Raw genomic sequence first — 17,127 nt, forward strand, 5'->3', positions numbered from 1 at the left:
ATTTTTTTGGACGTGTTCTAAATAGCGACCGCATCTCGCATTCTATTCAGTACAGTTTGTTTCTGTTCTTTGGTTAATGCGCGCAGTGGCAAACGTGGATTACCGGCATCAATACCATGTAATTGCATCGCCGCTTTTCCGGCTGCAACCCCACCAAATTCGACCAATACGCGAATAAGCGCAATAACTTGATCCATACTACGCTGAACGGCGGCCTGATTACCGGCATTGAAATCAGCAATAATTTTATGGAACAGGGGAGCCGCATAATTATAAGTGCTGCCGACAGCACCAATAGCACCTACCGCCAGACCGCCCGGTAAATGTTCATCTACCCCAAATGGAATATCAAATTTCCCGCCACTCACCCGCAGACAGCGCTGGAATTCATACAAATCCGAATTATTGAATTTAATTCCTGACAAATTTGGGATTTTTGATTCGGCTTTAATCAAGAATTGCTCCATATCCAAATTCACACCGGACATTCCGGAATGGTAGTAATAGAAACCTTTTGACGGAGCTGCGGCTGCGATGGCCTGACAATAGGCGATCAGATCGTCAATATTACCCGGCTTAAAGAAGCAAGGGCCGATGGCGGAAGTCGCGAAGATATCCAGTGTTTCAGCATGACGAGAAAGGTCGACGGCATCTTTAATGCTCAGCGCACCAGTATGTAAGGTAATACTCAGTTGACCTTGTGCTGCTTTTACCCAGCGTTCTGCTATTTTTTTGCGTTCTTCTACTGAGCAATGAATGCCTTCACCGGTGGTGCCGCAAACATAAACGCCTTTCACGCCATCATTTATCAGATGCTCTGCAATTTGGTCGATGACGGGATAATTAACCTCACCCTGCTCATCAAAGGGAGTGTGCGGAGCTGCGATCAGGCCAGTTAACTTTTTCATACGCATCCTTTATAAATCAGAGAAAGTGGGTGACCCGGTTGGTCACGCGAGTTTTTAGGGCTATCAATCTTGAGTTTTCCATCAATTGCACTGGCTAATATTCAGTGCAATCAACATTCAGTCAGTTTTGCAGTTTGGTGTTCTTGTGGAATATGTTGTTGAATGGCATCACAGAACCAACCGCAAATATGTTCAATACGAGTAATAGCCGAGCCGACTGTGACGGCATAAGCCCCCGCAGATATCGCCGCCGCCGCCAGTGCTGGCGAGTTATAACGGCCTTCAGCAATGACTCTACAGCCCGCCTGGGATAGCTGTTTAACCAGTGCCAGATCCGGCTCATCAGGAATAGGGTTTTGGGTGTAACCGGATAATGTGGTGCCAATAAAATCGATGCCTAGCCGGTATGCCAACAGGCCATCTTCAAGATTGGAGGCGTCAGCCATCGCCAGGCAGCCGGTTGCCCGCACCCGCTGATATAAAGCTTCCACGGATACTGGCCGAGGGCGGCAGGTGACGTCAAATGCAATAATATCGGCGCCAGCGGCACTCAGGGCATCAACATCTTCCAGCCACGGCGTAATTCTGACCTCGGAGTCAGGCAGGTCGCGTTTAATAATGCCAATGATGGGGGCATCAGTAACCCGGCGCACTGCTTCAATATTGCTAATTCCTTCAATACGCAAGCCAACTGCGCCACCGGTCAGTGCCGCCTGCGCCATTGCGGCCACGATTTCTGGCGTATCCATGGCGCTGCCCGGTACCGGCTGGCAAGAGGCAATAAGCCCATTTTGGAGCTTGTGGCGAAGATTACTTGTGTTACTCATCGTCTGGTCACTCGCAGTCAGGTTGCGCACGGTTTTTAGCTCCGATCTTTAATTTTAAATGAAGTTTTACTCCATTATGTTAGATCTTTTATTCCCAAGGTGCAATGGCGAGAAAGCTAAAATGTGAAGCATACCTTGCGAGTTTGAAGCGGCAGGAGTTGCTGCGCGCAGCTGTTCACCAGTAAGTGAATCTTAAGGAGTATTACTCCACGAATAAAATATTAATGGAGTTTTAGCGGAAAAGTTGCCATAGTCATCCCATCATCGTCATGACATTCACTATAGGTGCAAGAGGTTAGGCCAGATGGGAAAAGTGTTGGCATTGGATATCGGTGGAACAAAAATTGCTGCGGCAGTTGTGACTGAAAGCGGCATGTTGGTTGGTCGTCAGCAGGTGGCTACACCACGCGGAGGGGCAGCACAACTGGCTATCGCGCTGGAAACATTAATTAAACCTTATCGTCATCTGGTTGATTTTATTGCTGTTGCTTCAACCGGCATTATCAGCGGCGGCCGTTTGACGGCACTCAATCCCGCCAATCTGGGGGGGCTGGCGGATTTTCCCTTACAAGATTGTCTCCAATCTATTGCTGACTTGCCTTGTGTGCTGCTCAATGATGGGCAAGCCGCGGCCTGGGCTGAGTATCAGGCATTGAGTCGTGATTGCGACAATATAATTTCGTTAAATAACATGATGTTCGTGACGGTTTCCACCGGTGTGGGCGGCGGTATCGTGTTGAATAAAAAGTTGCTGGTCGGCCATCACGGGCTGGCCGGGCACATTGGTCACACGTTGTCCGATCCTCATGGTTTGCTCTGTGGTTGTGGTCGCCGAGGATGTGTCGAAAGTGTGGCCTCCGGCACGGCAATTGGTGCAGAAACACTGGGTTGGAAACAGCCAGTGGCCGCCGCCAAGGTATTTGAATTAGCCCAGCAGGGCAATATTCATGCGGAAAACATTATTAACCGCTCCGCGACGGCGATTGCTCAGATGCTGGCAGATATGAAAATGGCACTGGATCTGGAAGTGGTCATTCTGGGGGGCAGTGTCGGATTAGCGGTTGGGTATTTGGAGCGTGTCATCGGCGCACAAAAGACATTGCCAGAAATCTATCGGGTGCCCGTTCAAGCTGCTTATCACCGGCAGGATAGTGGGCTGTTGGGGGCCGCATTGTGGGCCAAATCATCCCTGTAGTTATAACATCAGACCAACACTATTGAGGCCAATATGATCAGCGGATCATTAACACAAACTAAATTTTTCAGTGGGTTACCGGAGCGTTTGCAATGGGTTTTAGCTTATTTGGCCAAGACGCCATTGGCTGAATTAAGTTGCGGGCGTCATGAAATTGATGGCGAACTTGTTTTCATGAATGTGATGGAGTTCGACACTCAACTGGCTGAGAGCAAGAAAGCCGAAATGCACCAAACCTATGCCGATGTTCAATTGCTGATAAGTGGCATTGAGGGTATTGAGTATTCGGTGCTGACACCGACCGAGCATCTTGAACCTTATCATGCTGATGATGACTACCAACTTATCGCTGACATTCCAGATAAAAGCCAATTACGTATGTTACCGGGGATGTTCGCCGTGTTTTTACCGGGCGAACCTCATAAGCCGGGGTGTCAGATTGCGGGTTCTGGCACTATCAAGAAAGCAGTGGTGAAAGTTCATCACTCTTTATTGTAAAGAAACTATCTACATGATTTTTAAATAATAAAAATGCACGCTATCTTTGACATCTTCCCCGGCCCCCCGGGGTTTTTTTATTGATCTCATCCCGCACAATACAGCCATTTTTCTTCACCAAATGGGCCAATTATGTAATGATGCGCCTCAGAAACGTCCCTGTCTGTTAATTCTCTTTCCCTTGAGGTGTGCGCGTGAAAACTGGTGCTCCCCGTTTTAAGCCCGGTAAAATTCTTGATGCCTTGGGTGCAATGCAAAACAGCCTGACCCGCTCAGCGCAGCGTATTGCCGCGTATATCCTGACGGAACCGGCCAAAGTGACCCAGCTTTCTATTGCTGATCTTTCTGCGCTTACACAGGCCGGTGAAGCCACTATTATCCGTTTTTGCCGGACGCTGGGTTATAAGGGTTTTCAGGATTTCAAAATGGACCTGGCCATTGAAGTGGCCACCCGCCATCACAGTGAGAACAGCCTGTTAGATGCCGATGTGCAAGAGGGCGATGATGCGTTGGCGATTGGCAATAAATTGCAGTCAGCCATTAATAATGTGTTGTCTGAAACCCTGAATTTACTCTCTATCGAGAGTGTCGAGCAGGTGGTTAAGCTACTGCGCCCGGCTGATCGTATCTGCATTTTTGGTGTCGGCTCATCCGGTATCACTGCGGAAGATGCCAAAGGCAAATTGATGCGTATTGGGTTACGGGTCGATGCGGCCACAAATAACCACTTTATGTATATGCAGGCCTCTTTGATGGGCCCCGGTGATGTGGCAATTGGTATCAGCCATTCGGGCACCTCGGCTGAAACTGTGCATGCATTAAAACTGGCGAAACAGGCCGGGGCAACTACTGTCGCGCTGACACACAATATGGGTTCCACCATTACGGAGTTGGCGGATTTCGTGCTGATCAATGGTAATCGGCAGGGGCAATTGCAAGGGGATTCCATAGGCACCAAAATTGCTCAATTGTTTGTCTTGGATCTGATTTATGCTTTGCTGGTCAAATCTGATCCGGCTCAAGCTGAAAGCATTAAACGCAAAACGACACAAGCCGTTAGCCAAAATGGATGACCGGTAATCCATTTCTGCTGCTATATTTGGCCGCTGCTGCGGAAATCTCCCGCCAGCGGTGGTAAACCCCCCTTATCCTCTTGCTTATCTCACTCCCTCTAGCATTTCGCCATCTTTGTCACGTTTTAGACACATTGTGATTGAAATAGCGGGCTGATCTTATACACTCAAATGGAGTTTTGCTCCTTTGTGTTGTTTTATTTGGAGTAAAACCACATAAATATAAATGTGGCGAAAAACGTCGGCCGGCGACAGATTAAGTGATGTTAAACAATCAGTTGCTATGGTTTACCTGCCGCGAGGAAAACAGTTTCTGCCAGTGAACTTAGCTGGTGGTGGAGAGAGAGCGACGATATGAGCACTTCAGTACAACCCCATACGGACAAACCACCTCGTGCAGATAAAACATTGCGCTGGTACAAGCAGCTCACCCCGGCGCAATGGAAGGCATTTATTGCCGCCTGGATCGGTTATGCCCTGGATGGCTTTGATTTTGTTCTTATTACCCTGGTTCTGACTGATATTAAACAAGAATTTGGTCTGACGCTGATTCAAGCAACAAGTCTGATTTCAGCTGCCTTTATTTCTCGCTGGTTCGGTGGGTTAGTGCTGGGGGCGATGGGTGACCGTTATGGCCGCAAATTGGCGATGATCACCAGTATTGTACTGTTCTCCTTTGGTACGCTGGCCTGCGGCTTAGCACCGGGTTATACCACGCTATTTATTGCTCGACTGATTATTGGCATCGGAATGGCAGGGGAGTATGGCTCCAGTTCCACTTATGTGATGGAGAGTTGGCCTAAGAATATGCGTAATAAAGCCAGTGGTTTCCTGATTTCTGGCTTCTCAATCGGCGCTGTATTAGCCGCACAAGCTTATAGTTACGTGGTTCCGGCATTCGGCTGGCGTATGCTTTTCTATATTGGTTTACTGCCAATTATCTTTGCTTTGTGGTTGCGTAAAAACCTGCCCGAAGCAGAGGATTGGGAAAAAGCGCAAAGTAAACAACAGCAGTCTAAACAAAATAAAGACCGCAATATGGTGGATATTCTGTATCGCAGTCACTTGAGCTACCTGAATATTGCATTAACAATCTTTGCTGCGGCAGCACTCTATGCGTGTTTCACCGGCATGGTATCAACGCCTTTGGTCGTTATTCTCGGTATTCTTTGTGCCGCGATATTCATCTACTTTATGGTTCAAACCAGTGGTGAGCGCTGGCCAACTGGCGTGATGCTGATGGTCGTGGTGTTTTGCGCTTTCCTTTACTCATGGCCGATTCAAGCATTACTGCCCACTTATTTAAAAATGGATTTGGGTTATGACCCGCATACCGTAGGTAACATATTGTTCTTCAGCGGGTTTGGTGCCGCAGTGGGCTGCTGCGTTGGGGGCTTCTTGGGTGATTGGCTGGGGACACGTAAAGCCTATGTCACCAGTTTGCTGATTTCACAATTACTGATAATTCCGTTGTTCGCGATTCAGGGCAACAGCATCCTGTTCCTTGGGGGATTATTGTTCCTGCAACAGATGTTAGGCCAAGGGATTGCCGGGTTGCTGCCAAAACTGCTGGGGGGCTACTTTGATACTGAACAGCGCGCGGCGGGCTTGGGCTTTACCTATAACGTCGGCGCATTGGGAGGAGCATTAGCACCTATTTTGGGGGCATCAATTGCTCAGCATCTTAGCCTTGGTACTGCATTGGGTTCACTTTCATTTAGCCTGACATTTGTGGTCATTTTGTTGATTGGTTTTGATATGCCATCCCGTGTGCAGCGCTGGGTTCGCCCATCTGGCCTACGGATGGTGGACGCGATTGATGGCAAGCCATTCAGTGGTGCTGTAGGCCCAATCCGTGCCAGTGTTGTCACGCAGAAGTAACATTTTTACCGAATAAGCCTTTTTTATTGCCCGGTGCAGGTTGGCCGGGCTTTTTAGTGACGCGATATCAGTGAAACAGGGGGCTGGCGGCCAGCGTTGTGACTGGCTTAGAGCATTTGATACTTGCACATCACTAAACGGTATATAAAAGCGTTATAGGTATGCACCTAGTTATAAATACACTGAATGGAATTTAAAGGCACAGCATTCTTAATGAATGATAGGTCTGCCAGAGAAACTCAGTGAATAAGGTGCAAAATGAAACAGACTTTAATAAAGAAAAATGGATGGACCCGTGTTGCCTTATTTAGCGCGTTAATCTTCGGTAGTGCAACTGTGTCAGCTACCGAACTACTCAATAGTTCTTATGATGTTTCCCGCGAGTTGTTCACTGCATTGAATCCCGGCTTTGAGAAACAGTGGGAGCAGCAAAACCCCGGTGACAAGCTCACTATCAAACAATCCCATGCCGGTTCTTCCAAACAGGCGTTGGCTATCTTACAAGGGCTGAAAGCCGATGTGGTGACTTATAACCAGGTCACCGATGTGCAAATCTTGCATGACCGCGGCAATTTTATCCCGGCTGATTGGCAAGCCCGCTTACCCAACAACAGCTCGCCGTTCTACTCCACCATGGCTTTCCTGGTGCGCAAGGACAATCCAAAGAATATCCATAATTGGGATGATTTGGTACGTGAAGACGTCAAACTGGTATTTCCGAATCCCAAAACCTCCGGCAATGGCCGCTATACCTATCTGGCTGCTTGGGGGGCAACAGAACAAGCCAATGGTAAGGACGATGCGAAAACCCGCGATTGGATGAAACGCTTTGTGAAAAATGTGGTGGTTTTTGACACTGGCGGCCGGGGCGCGACCACCACTTTCGTTGAACGCGGCTTAGGTGATGTGCTGATCAGTTTCGAATCTGAAGTGAATAATATCCGCAAAGAGTATGGCAGTGACAAATATGAAGTCATTGTCCCGCCAGTCGATATTTTAGCGGAATTCCCAGTAGCTTGGGTGGATAAAAATGTCGAGAAGAATGGCACTGAGAAAGCGGCCAAAGCTTACCTCACTTACCTTTATAGCCCACCGGCACAGCAGGTCATTACCAGCTTTAACTACCGTGTTTATGATAAAGCGGCGATGGAAGCCGCTAAATCTCAATTCCCTGAGACCAAATTATTCCGGGTTGAAGAGCAGTTCGGTAGCTGGCCACAAGTGATGAGTACTCACTTCGCCACTGGTGGCGTGCTGGATAAATTGTTAGCAGAAGGTCATCAGTAATGTTGTCGGCATCCAGTAAACGGGTTTTGCCCGGATTCACCCTCAGTCTTGGGAGCAGCCTGCTTTACACCTGCCTGATCTTGTTATTACCGCTCAGCGCATTAGTGATGCAAGTTGCCCAAATGACTTGGGCACAGTACTGGGAGGTGATTACCAACCCTCAGGTCGTCGCTGCTTATAAAGTGACCTTGCTGGCAGCCGGCGTTGCAAGTGTATTCAATGCGGTATTTGGCATGTTGATGGCTTGGATTCTGACACGCTATCAATTCCCCGGCCGCAGTTTGCTTGATGGTTTGATGGATTTGCCATTTGCCTTACCGACTGCGGTGGCGGGCCTGACACTGGCAACCTTGTTCTCTACCACGGGCTGGTATGGGGCCTGGTTAAATGAATTCGGTATCAAAGTATCTTTCACTTGGTTAGGAATTGCGGTCGCCATGGCGTTTACCAGCTTGCCATTTGTGGTGCGCACGGTGCAGCCAGTATTGGAAGAGTTGGGGCCGGAATATGAAGAAGCGGCTGAAACCTTAGGTGCCAGCCGTTGGCAGAGTTTCCGTCTGGTGGTGATGCCCGAACTGGCTCCGGCATTATTGGCGGGGACCGCATTGTCCTTTACCCGCAGTCTGGGTGAGTTCGGGGCGGTTATTTTTATCGCCGGTAACATCGCCTGGAAAACCGAAGTGACTTCGCTGATGATTTTCATCCGCCTGCAAGAATTTGATTATCCGGCGGCCAGCGCCATTGCCTCCGTCATTCTGATGGTCTCACTGGTACTGCTGTTCGGCATTAACACGTTACAAAGTCGCTTTGGTCGGCGGATAGGGGGGCATTGATGGCTGATATTACAGAGTTTAATGGTGTGGCCCGCCCTCCAATCAACTGGGGTAAATGGACGCTGATCGCCATTGGCGCATTGTTCTCATTTTTACTGCTGGTCATTCCGATGGTGTGGATTTTCATCACTGCTTTCTCGAAAGGGATTGCGGTGGTTGGGCAGAATTTATTTGACCCGGACATGCTACACGCCATTTGGCTGACGGTATTGGTGGCACTGATTACTGTGCCAGTGAATTTGGTGTTTGGTGTGGTACTGGCATGGTTGGTGACGCGGTTTGTGTTCCCGGGCCGTCAGTTATTGATGACATTAATTGATATTCCTTTTGCTGTTTCCCCCGTGGTTGCTGGCCTGATGTATCTGCTGTTTTACGGCTCAAACGGTGTGGTGGGGGGCTGGCTGGATTCTCACGACATCCAATTGATGTTCTCCTGGCCCGGAATGGTGCTGGTGACTATCTTCGTGACCTGCCCATTTGTGGTGCGCGAATTGGTGCCGGTCATGATGAGCCAAGGCAGTCAGGAAGATGAGGCTGCCGTATTGCTGGGGGCCTCCGGCTGGCAAATGTTCCGCCGCGTGACCTTGCCCAACATCCGCTGGGCATTGCTGTATGGCGTGGTGTTAACCAATGCCCGCGCGATTGGTGAATTTGGCGCGGTTTCGGTGGTATCCGGTTCTATTCGTGGCGAGACTTACACCTTGCCGCTGCAAGTTGAGTTGTTGCATCAGGATTACAATACCGCCGGGGCATTTACCGCCGCCGCGTTACTGACCCTGATGGCAATAGTGACCCTTTTTCTGAAAAGTGGCCTGCAATGGCGCTTAGCGCGTCAAGTTGTTCGTCTCGAACAGGAGCAAAAGCATGAGCATTGAGATTGATAATATCAGCAAGTATTTTGGTCGCACCAAAGTACTAAATGACATCACACTTGATATTCCTTCTGGCCAAATGGTGGCTTTGCTTGGCCCTTCTGGTTCGGGAAAAACCACCTTATTGCGCATTATTGCCGGGTTGGAGAACCAAAACGCTGGGCGTTTAAGTTTCCACGGCACTGATGTCAGCCGTTTGCATGCCCGCGACCGGCGTGTTGGCTTTGTTTTCCAGCATTACGCGCTATTTCGTCATATGACGGTGTTCGATAACATTGCTTTTGGTTTGACGGTGTTACCTCGCCGTGAGCGGCCCAATGCGGCGGCTATCAAACAGAAAGTCGCGCAGTTGCTGGAAATGGTGCAATTGGGCCATCTGGCTAGCCGCTATCCATCACAACTTTCTGGCGGTCAAAAACAGCGCGTAGCTCTTGCGCGTGCGCTGGCGGTTGAGCCGCAAATTCTGCTGCTGGATGAGCCTTTTGGCGCGCTGGATGCACAGGTTCGTAAAGAGCTGCGCCGTTGGCTGCGCCAGCTGCACGAAGAATTGAAATTCACCAGTGTTTTTGTCACACACGACCAGGAAGAAGCAATGGAAGTGGCGGATCGCGTGGTGGTGATGAGTCAGGGCAATATTGAGCAGGTCGGGACGCCAGATGAAGTGTGGCGGGACCCAGCAACACGTTTTGTGTTGGAATTCCTGGGTGAAGTTAATCGTCTGAGTGGCGAAATTCGCGGTTCACAATTATTTATCGGCGCTCATCACTGGCCGCTGGATTTAGCGCCAATGCACCAAGGCAGTGTGGATCTCTTCCTGCGCCCTTGGGAGATGGAGGTCAGCACACAATCAAGCTCACGTTGCCCGTTGCCGGTTCAGGTGCTTGAAGTTAGCCCGCGTGGCCATTTCTGGCAACTGACGGTGCAACCTATTGGTTGGCATCAGGATCCTATTAGTGTGGTATTGCCGGAAGGTAACATCGACGCGCCGGTGCGTGGCAATCGTTATTATGTTGGCGGATTAAATGCTCGCTTATATTCTGGCGATCAATTATTGCAACCCATTGCTTTAGCCCAAAGCGCCTGATAAGTTTTTCTTTATACGGCGAACAAAGGTGGCCTAATAGCCGCCTTTTTCTTTTATTGAAATCAATTCAAGTTAGGTAATTAACGTGACGACCCTTGAACACTGCATTGGCAACACCCCACTGGTAAAACTGCAACGCTTGAGTCAAGGGCTAAATGCGGAGATTTGGGTCAAATTGGAAGGCAATAACCCTGCCGGTTCGGTGAAAGACAGGGCAGCACTGGCGATGATCCAACGCGCAGAGTTACGCGGGGAAATAGCTCCGGGTGATGAATTGATCGAGGCAACTAGCGGTAATACTGGCATTGCGCTGGCGATGATTGCCGCCTTGAAAGGTTATCAGCTGAAATTACTGATGCCCGAAAACATGAGTCTGGAGCGTCAGGCCGCCATGCGCGCTTACGGTGCCGAGTTAATTTTGGTCAGCCGTGAGCAGGGAATGGAGGGCGCACGCGATCAAGCATTGCAGATGCAGGCCAATGGCCAGGGCAAGGTGCTGGATCAGTTCAATAATACCGATAATCCGTATGCGCATTTCACTGGTACAGGGCCGGAGATTTGGCAACAAACTGCCGGGAGAGTCAGCCATTTTGTCTCCAGCATGGGCACTACCGGTACCATTACCGGTGTTAGCCAATATCTGAAAAGTCAGAATCCAGATGTCACTATTATTGGCTTGCAACCAGCAGAAGGTAGCAGTATTCCAGGGATTCGCCGCTGGTCTGCGGAATATATGCCGGGAATTTTTCGCCCTGAGTTGGTGGATCAGGTGTTGGATGTCACGCAGATTTCAGCCGAACAGACCATGCGCCGGCTGGCAACAGAAGAGGGGATTTTCTGTGGTGTCAGTTCCGGTGGCGCGGTAGCGGGAGCATTAAGAGTGGCAGCCGAAAACCCGGGAGCAGTGATTGTGGCGATTATATGTGATCGCGGTGACCGCTATTTATCGACTGGAGTATTTGAATAAGGGTCATAGCCCTTTGCAGCCCTGCGCTCAGGCGCGAAATAAGACCGCCGCCGTCCCTGGCGGCAATATCTCTGATTGCACTCAACATCACAAGATAAAGTCCAAACCCTATTTTTTGGCTTTAATATTAAAAGCATATTTGAGTACTCTTTGGCGATTGAAGCATAACAGGCGAGGTAAGCTGTGAAGTGCTAATAGCCGAATCCATCTATTCAATATCAACCTAATCAAACTTATTCCCGCTCTAAAGCCCTGATTGGATCCATTTCTGCTGCCCGCCGGGCGGGGAAAAAGCCAAAAATCACCCCAATTAAACTGGAGCAGATAAACGCCGTGATAATTGATGTCGCGGAGTAAATCATTGAAAAGCTACTGCTAAATTGACTGAATACCAGGCCAATACCCAGTGACAGCAGCACCCCGAGGCCACCACCGAGCAAGCATACCAGTACGGCTTCAATCAAGAATTGCTGCATAATATCGCTCGCGCGCGCGCCAACCGCCATGCGCACCCCAATCTCTTTGGTGCGCTCTGTGACAGAAACCAGCATGATATTCATCACCCCAATCCCGCCGACAATTAATGAGATAACCGCAATCATCGACACTAACAATGTCATGGTCGACGTGGTTTTCTCAATGGTTTGGCGGATGCTGTCGGTGTTCATGACGAAAAAATCCTGTGTCCCGTGGCGTTGAGCCAATAGTTTGGTCACCCCCTGCTCGGCATTCGCCAGATCAATATCATCGTTAACGCGCACAGTGATACTTTTCAAATAGGACTGCCCGAGCATACGTTTCATTGCGGTGGTGTAGGGGATCCACACGTTGAGATTCTCATCACTGCCAAATCCACTCTGTTTTTTGGCCGCGACACCAATCACCCGGCAGGGCAGTGAGCCGAGCAAAATGACTTTTCCAATAGGCGTTTCGCCATTGGGAAACAGCTTATCGCGGGTGTTTTCATCAATCACGGCTTCTTGCATCAGATTATTGACACTGCTGCGGTTAAACGCCATTCCTTGGTCGAGGGTATAACCGCGCACCAGAAAATATTGCTCACCGACACCATTGACCGTGCCAGTGACTGATTTATTGCCATAACGCAAAGTGGTACTGGTGGATACCGTCGGCGTCACACTGTGGATATAGCCTTGTTGTGCTAAAGCATCAGCATCAGAGGCCCGTAGCGTGTGAATTGCGGCTGAGCGCATATCCCCGAAATCTTTACCGGGGAAAATCTCCAAGGTGCTGGTGCCCATTGAATTGATGTTCGCCAAAACCTGCTGTTGTGACCCCTTACCCAATGCCACAACAGAGACCACAGAAGCAATGCCGATAATAATCCCCAGCATGGTCAGCAAGGTGCGCAAGCGCTGTGCCGTCATCGCTATCAGTGCCATTTTGAACGCCTCTTGCAGGCGATCCCATTGCGCTTTCCACGCGGTTAGTGGCGCTTTATTGGCTAACTCCGGCGCTATTATTGCGTGGGTTTTCGCTGGCGGTTCTGGCGGTGACATTTGCCTGTCAGCGATGACCTCGCCGTCCTTAAGCTCGATAATCCGCTGAGCATGTTCTGCAATCGACATGTCATGGGTGACAATCACCACGGTATGACCTTGCCGGTGTAAGTCTTTCAGGATATTTAAGACTTCAGTACCACTGCGGGTATCCAGTGCGCCAGTTGGCTCGTCGGCTAGAATAACCTCGCCACCATTCATCAGCGCTCTGGCGATACTGACTCGCTGTTGTTGCCCGCCGGAAAGTTGGTTTGGGCGATAATCCAACCGGTCAACCAATCCGAGGCGGGTTAGCAGGCTGGTTGCTCGCTGATGGCGCTTTTGGCTATCTACACCCGCATAAATAGCTGGAATTTCGACATTTTCTCGTGCGCTCAAATCATTCAGTAAATGGTAGCGCTGAAAAATAAAGCCAAAATGTTCCCGGCGTAATTCGGCTAATTCATTGCTGCCCAGATGCTGGGGGATGCGCCCTGCCACCAGATATTCGCCTGAACTGGGTTTATCCAGACAGCCGAGAATGTTCATAAGTGTTGATTTACCTGAGCCAGATGCGCCGACAATCGCCACCATTTCACCGCTGTGGATTGTCAGATTGATATTTTTCAGCACCTGAACTGTTTCTTCACCCGTAACAAACCAGCGGCTGACATTATCGAGTTGGAGCAGGATATTACCTTGATTGAGAGTGGGCATTGGCTACATCCCCATTGGCGGCCCCATACGCGGGGCCTTACTGTTGCTGGCGGTGCGACTCGCCTGACTGACAATTACCGGCTCCCCGGCCTGCAAGCCGGAGAGAATCTGGGCATCGACATTATTATTAAGTCCGACAGTCACTTCGCGCGCACTGACCTTGCCATTACCATCGACCACCTGTACCTGATAGCGCCCTTTATCATTTTCCAATGCGGTGGCAGGGATAACAACGGCATCTTCAGCCTGATGCAGCACGATATACACCTGCGCCGTCATCGAAATACGTAATGCTCCGTTTGGGTTAGCGACATCAAACAAGCCGTTATAGTAAATGGCGGTAGTGGTCGAGCTGGAACTGCTACTCGAGCTTGATGAGGTGGTGGTTTCATCATTGATAGAGTCAGGTGCGGGTTCAATGGCGCGCAGTGTGGCGCTAAAGCGCTGTTCTGGCTCACCTAAAATGGTGAAGTAAACCGGCATGCCGATTTTGACTTTTACCACGTCAGCTTCAGAAATCTGCGCCTCGACGGTCATGGTGTCGAGTTGTGCGACCTTTATAATGGTGGGGGCGCTTTGCACCGCATTGACGGTTTGCCCCTCTTCAACGGGAATAGCAACAACTGTGCCGGTAATTGGCGAACTGATTTTGGTATAACCGAGATTGAGCTTAGCGGTACTGACGGCGATTTCTGCCTGTGCAATTTGAGCATCCAAGGCCTTAATTTCAGCTCCAGTGCTCTCTAATGTTGCTTTGGCGCTGTCAAAATCAGCCCGCACACCCAGGCCCTTGGCCAGAATTTGTTGCTGCCGTTGGTAGGTCAATTGGTTATTTTTCTGTGTTGCGACTTTGGCTGCGCGCTGGGCCACAACATTCTTCAGCGCTTCTTCTGCATCTTTAAGCGCATTTTGCTGAGTAAGATCATCAATTTCAGCGACTAATTGGCCTTTTTCAATCTGTTGACCTAGGGTGACATGGAGGGCTTTGATTTGCCCTGAAACCTGAGCGCCCACAGTCACCTGTTTTTTTGCCTTGATAGTGCCATCGGCCAGTACGGTTTGTTCCAGAGTGCGGATTTCTGCCGGGGCGGTGATAAATCCAAGTTTTTCCGGCGGTGAAATGAATCTAAAGAGCAATATTCCGCCGGCAACCAGTAGCACAACAGCCAGCCCTATAAGGCGTCTTTTCGACCCAGTAACCTTTTGCATAATCAATCAAAATTCCTTGAAACACGATGAAGAAAATAGTGAAACCAAATGCCAGGGGATAATTTACCGCCAAGGCTGGTGACTGTGAGTTAAGTGAAATTCAAGGATATGTAAGGATTGAGTAAAACTGGCTGCATGCGAGTCAAATAGGCATGAAAATAGCCGAAATCAGGCCGGAGAGTGAATACATGAAAATTTTGTTAGTCGATGATGATATTGAACTGGGCACCATGTTGCGGGAATATCTGAGCGGCGAAGGGTTTAATGCCGAATTGGTATTAACGGGTAAAGAGGGGGTGACAGCAGCCTTGTCCGGGGACTATACCGCCTTGATCCTCGATATTATGCTGCCTGATATGAGTGGGATTGATGTCTTGCGCCAAGTGCGTAAAAAAAGCCGTTTACCCATTATTATGCTGACAGCCAAAGGCGATAATATTGACCGCGTCATCGGCCTGGAAATGGGCGCTGATGACTATATGCCGAAGCCTTGCTACCCGCGTGAATTGGTGGCACGGCTGCGCGCAGTATTACGCCGTTTTGATGAGCATCCTGATGTGTCATCGGCTGATAATAGCATCATTATGCAGGGTGACTTGATGCTTAACCCGTCGACTCGCAGCAGTGAATGGCAAGGTAAGCCTTTTGATTTGACTGCTTCGGAATTTAATTTACTGGAGCTGTTATTGCGCTCGCCAGACCGCGTGGTGACTAAAGATGAGCTTTCCGACAAGGGGTTAGGTCGACCGCGAGAAGCCTATGACCGCAGTGTGGATGTGCACATCAGTAATATCAGACAGAAGCTTGCGGCATTGCCGGGGAGTACGTTAAATATTGAAACGGTACGCAGCATTGGCTACCGCATCAGATAATCGCCATTAGTGGAGTCAGTCAGATATGCGTGGACGGTTATTCTGGAAAATTTTGCTGGGGTTTTGGGTCACTTTTATTTTAATGACTCAGATGTTATGGGTGGTGTTTTCCTTTTATGGTAATCGCCATGAACCCCCTGAGCGCGAGATGGTACGCCAGATTGCTAAACTACAGGTCGCCTCTGCGGCCTCAGTATTACAAAGCGGGGGATTACCTGCGCTAAATTCCATGATTGCCAACTGGTCGCAGACAGATAAAAGACATTTTTCGGTGTTACCTGTAGCAGAAATCCCCCTGGTTACAGCAGAATCATCGGATATGGCACCCCCAAAAAAAGGGCGAGAACCCGAGTTTTATAGCCGAGAAGTGACGACCTGGGTCAAAGGCCTTGATGGTCAAAACTATCGTATTAGTTACGATATTGATGGGTTTAGGACGGTTAATCAGCCGAATGGCGCGGAACGCCGTGAAATACTGAATATTCCTATCCCCATGATTTGGATGGGAGTGCTAGGCGGGTTGTTCTTTAGCACATTACTGGCCTGGAATCTGACTCGGCCTATGCGCCTGTTACGTGCCGGTTTTGAACGGGTGGCGCAGGGCGATTTATCTGTGCGATTGTTACCTGTCATGCGCCGTCGTCATGATGAACTGACTGAAGTTGCACGGGATTTTGATTCAATGGCTGAGCGACTGAACGAGTTGGTCAGTGCTCGCGAGCAGTTGCTGCACGATGTTTCCCATGAGTTACGTTCTCCGCTAGCCCGTTTGCAATTAGCTATCGGATTAGCCCACCAGAACCCCAATAATGTCGAAACTTCCTTGCAGCGCATTGAGCATGAGTCGGAACGCCTCGATAAGATGATTGGTGAGTTATTAGCATTATCACGTGCCGAAAACCACAATATCGCCGATGATGATGAGTATTTCGATCTGCATGAGTTAGTGACGGCGGTAGTCAATGATGCTCGCTATGAGGCACAGGTGCCGGGCGTTGAAATCCTGTTACAGGTCACGCCGCAAGTTGATTATACCGTCAAGGGGAATGCTGAGCTGATGCGGCGGGCGATTGATAATATCGTCCGTAATGCGCTGCGTTTCTCCACCCATGGCCAACAGGTCAAAGTGGTACTTTCGTTGATTGATAAGAGTTATCAGATTCAAGTTTCTGACCAAGGGCCGGGGGTTGATGAGAGTAAGTTATCCAGCATTTTCGATCCCTTCGTGCGCATTATGTCGGCCGTATCGGGTAAAGGTTACGGCTTAGGGCTGGCGATTACCCGTAAGGTGATTTTGGCACATGGAGGACAGGTTGAAGCAAAAAACGGTGAACAAGGCGGATTAGTGATTACACTGCGAATTCCACGTTGGATGGTGATTTAGAAAACAAAAACGGCGCCCTTA

At 49.5% G+C, this 17,127-nt stretch carries 15 protein-coding genes; 11 read left to right on the forward strand and 4 right to left on the reverse strand.

Annotated elements, in window-relative coordinates:
* Nucleotides 1-17 precede the first annotated feature (17 nt).
* Together F0T03_RS06270 and F0T03_RS06275 are read right to left on the reverse strand one after the other, a co-directional pair.
* Nucleotides 18-908 (reverse strand): dihydrodipicolinate synthase family protein, encoded by an 891-nt coding sequence (locus F0T03_RS06270; protein WP_145554669.1) that lies wholly within the window; start codon nt 906-908, stop codon nt 18-20.
* Nucleotides 909-1,018: 110 nt separating this feature from the next.
* Entirely contained in the window at nt 1,019-1,735 is a 717-nt protein-coding gene (locus F0T03_RS06275; protein ID WP_159680719.1) for an N-acetylmannosamine-6-phosphate 2-epimerase, read from the reverse strand.
* A 304-nt stretch (nt 1,736-2,039) separates the two neighbouring features.
* Here F0T03_RS06275 and F0T03_RS06280 point away from each other — a divergent pair, with 304 nt between their 5' ends.
* The 9 genes from F0T03_RS06280 to cysM all read left to right on the forward strand — a co-directional run bounded on the left by F0T03_RS06280 (nt 2,040) and on the right by cysM (nt 11,425).
* Complete coding sequence (locus F0T03_RS06280) at nt 2,040-2,930, forward strand: N-acetylmannosamine kinase (RefSeq protein WP_159677474.1); 891 nt, start codon at nt 2,040-2,042, stop codon at nt 2,928-2,930.
* A 33-nt stretch (nt 2,931-2,963) separates the two neighbouring features.
* Nucleotides 2,964-3,428 carry an N-acetylneuraminate anomerase gene (nanQ, locus tag F0T03_RS06285; protein ID WP_159677475.1) on the forward strand — a complete coding sequence of 155 codons (465 nt, stop codon included), beginning with the start codon at nt 2,964-2,966 and terminating at the stop codon, nt 3,426-3,428.
* Between the two features lie 251 nt (nt 3,429-3,679).
* Nucleotides 3,680-4,501 (forward strand): MurR/RpiR family transcriptional regulator, encoded by an 822-nt coding sequence (locus tag F0T03_RS06290; protein WP_484630293.1) that lies wholly within the window; start codon nt 3,680-3,682, stop codon nt 4,499-4,501.
* A gap of 354 nt (nt 4,502-4,855) precedes the next feature.
* Nucleotides 4,856-6,382: an MFS transporter gene (locus tag F0T03_RS06295; RefSeq protein ID WP_162526895.1), complete on the forward strand. Its 1,527-nt coding sequence runs from the start codon at nt 4,856-4,858 to the stop codon at nt 6,380-6,382.
* Between the two features lie 258 nt (nt 6,383-6,640).
* Complete coding sequence (locus tag F0T03_RS06300) at nt 6,641-7,669, forward strand: sulfate ABC transporter substrate-binding protein (RefSeq protein ID WP_145554663.1); 1,029 nt, start codon at nt 6,641-6,643, stop codon at nt 7,667-7,669.
* A complete protein-coding gene (gene cysT / locus F0T03_RS06305) occupies nt 7,669-8,502 on the forward strand; it encodes a sulfate/thiosulfate ABC transporter permease CysT (RefSeq protein ID WP_145554662.1) in 834 nt (277 codons plus the stop codon). The genes F0T03_RS06300 and cysT overlap by 1 nt, the downstream gene beginning before the upstream one ends.
* The gene (gene cysW, locus F0T03_RS06310) at nt 8,502-9,377 is read left to right on the forward strand and encodes a sulfate/thiosulfate ABC transporter permease CysW (protein ID WP_159677476.1); all 876 of its coding nucleotides are present in this window, start codon (nt 8,502-8,504) and stop codon (nt 9,375-9,377) included. The genes cysT and cysW overlap by 1 nt, the downstream gene beginning before the upstream one ends.
* On the forward strand, nt 9,367-10,458 hold the full coding sequence (gene cysA, locus F0T03_RS06315) for a sulfate/thiosulfate ABC transporter ATP-binding protein CysA (protein WP_159677477.1): 1,092 nt from the start codon (nt 9,367-9,369) through the stop codon (nt 10,456-10,458). Before cysW ends, cysA begins: the two co-directional genes overlap by 11 nt.
* 85 nt (nt 10,459-10,543) lie before the next feature.
* Entirely contained in the window at nt 10,544-11,425 is an 882-nt protein-coding gene (cysM, locus tag F0T03_RS06320) for a cysteine synthase CysM (RefSeq protein ID WP_159677478.1), read from the forward strand.
* Nucleotides 11,426-11,658: 233 nt separating this feature from the next.
* Here the strand turns inward: cysM and F0T03_RS06325 are convergent, their stop codons facing one another.
* Together F0T03_RS06325 and F0T03_RS06330 are read right to left on the reverse strand one after the other, a co-directional pair.
* Nucleotides 11,659-13,641, reverse strand: coding sequence for a MacB family efflux pump subunit (locus F0T03_RS06325; RefSeq protein WP_162526896.1), 1,983 nt, complete (start codon nt 13,639-13,641; stop codon nt 11,659-11,661).
* Between the two features lie 3 nt (nt 13,642-13,644).
* Nucleotides 13,645-14,850 (reverse strand): efflux RND transporter periplasmic adaptor subunit, encoded by a 1,206-nt coding sequence (locus tag F0T03_RS06330; protein WP_159677479.1) that lies wholly within the window; start codon nt 14,848-14,850, stop codon nt 13,645-13,647.
* A gap of 188 nt (nt 14,851-15,038) precedes the next feature.
* On the opposite strand from F0T03_RS06330, the gene F0T03_RS06335 reads away from it, so the two are divergent.
* On the forward strand, nt 15,039-15,722 hold the full coding sequence (locus tag F0T03_RS06335; RefSeq protein WP_159677480.1) for a response regulator transcription factor: 684 nt from the start codon (nt 15,039-15,041) through the stop codon (nt 15,720-15,722).
* A gap of 25 nt (nt 15,723-15,747) precedes the next feature.
* Entirely contained in the window at nt 15,748-17,106 is a 1,359-nt protein-coding gene (locus F0T03_RS06340) for an ATP-binding protein (protein WP_159677481.1), read from the forward strand.
* The last annotated feature ends 21 nt before the right edge of the window (nt 17,107-17,127 follow it).

Source organism: Yersinia canariae (genome assembly GCF_009831415.1).
GTDB lineage: Bacteria > Pseudomonadota > Gammaproteobacteria > Enterobacterales > Enterobacteriaceae > Yersinia > Yersinia canariae.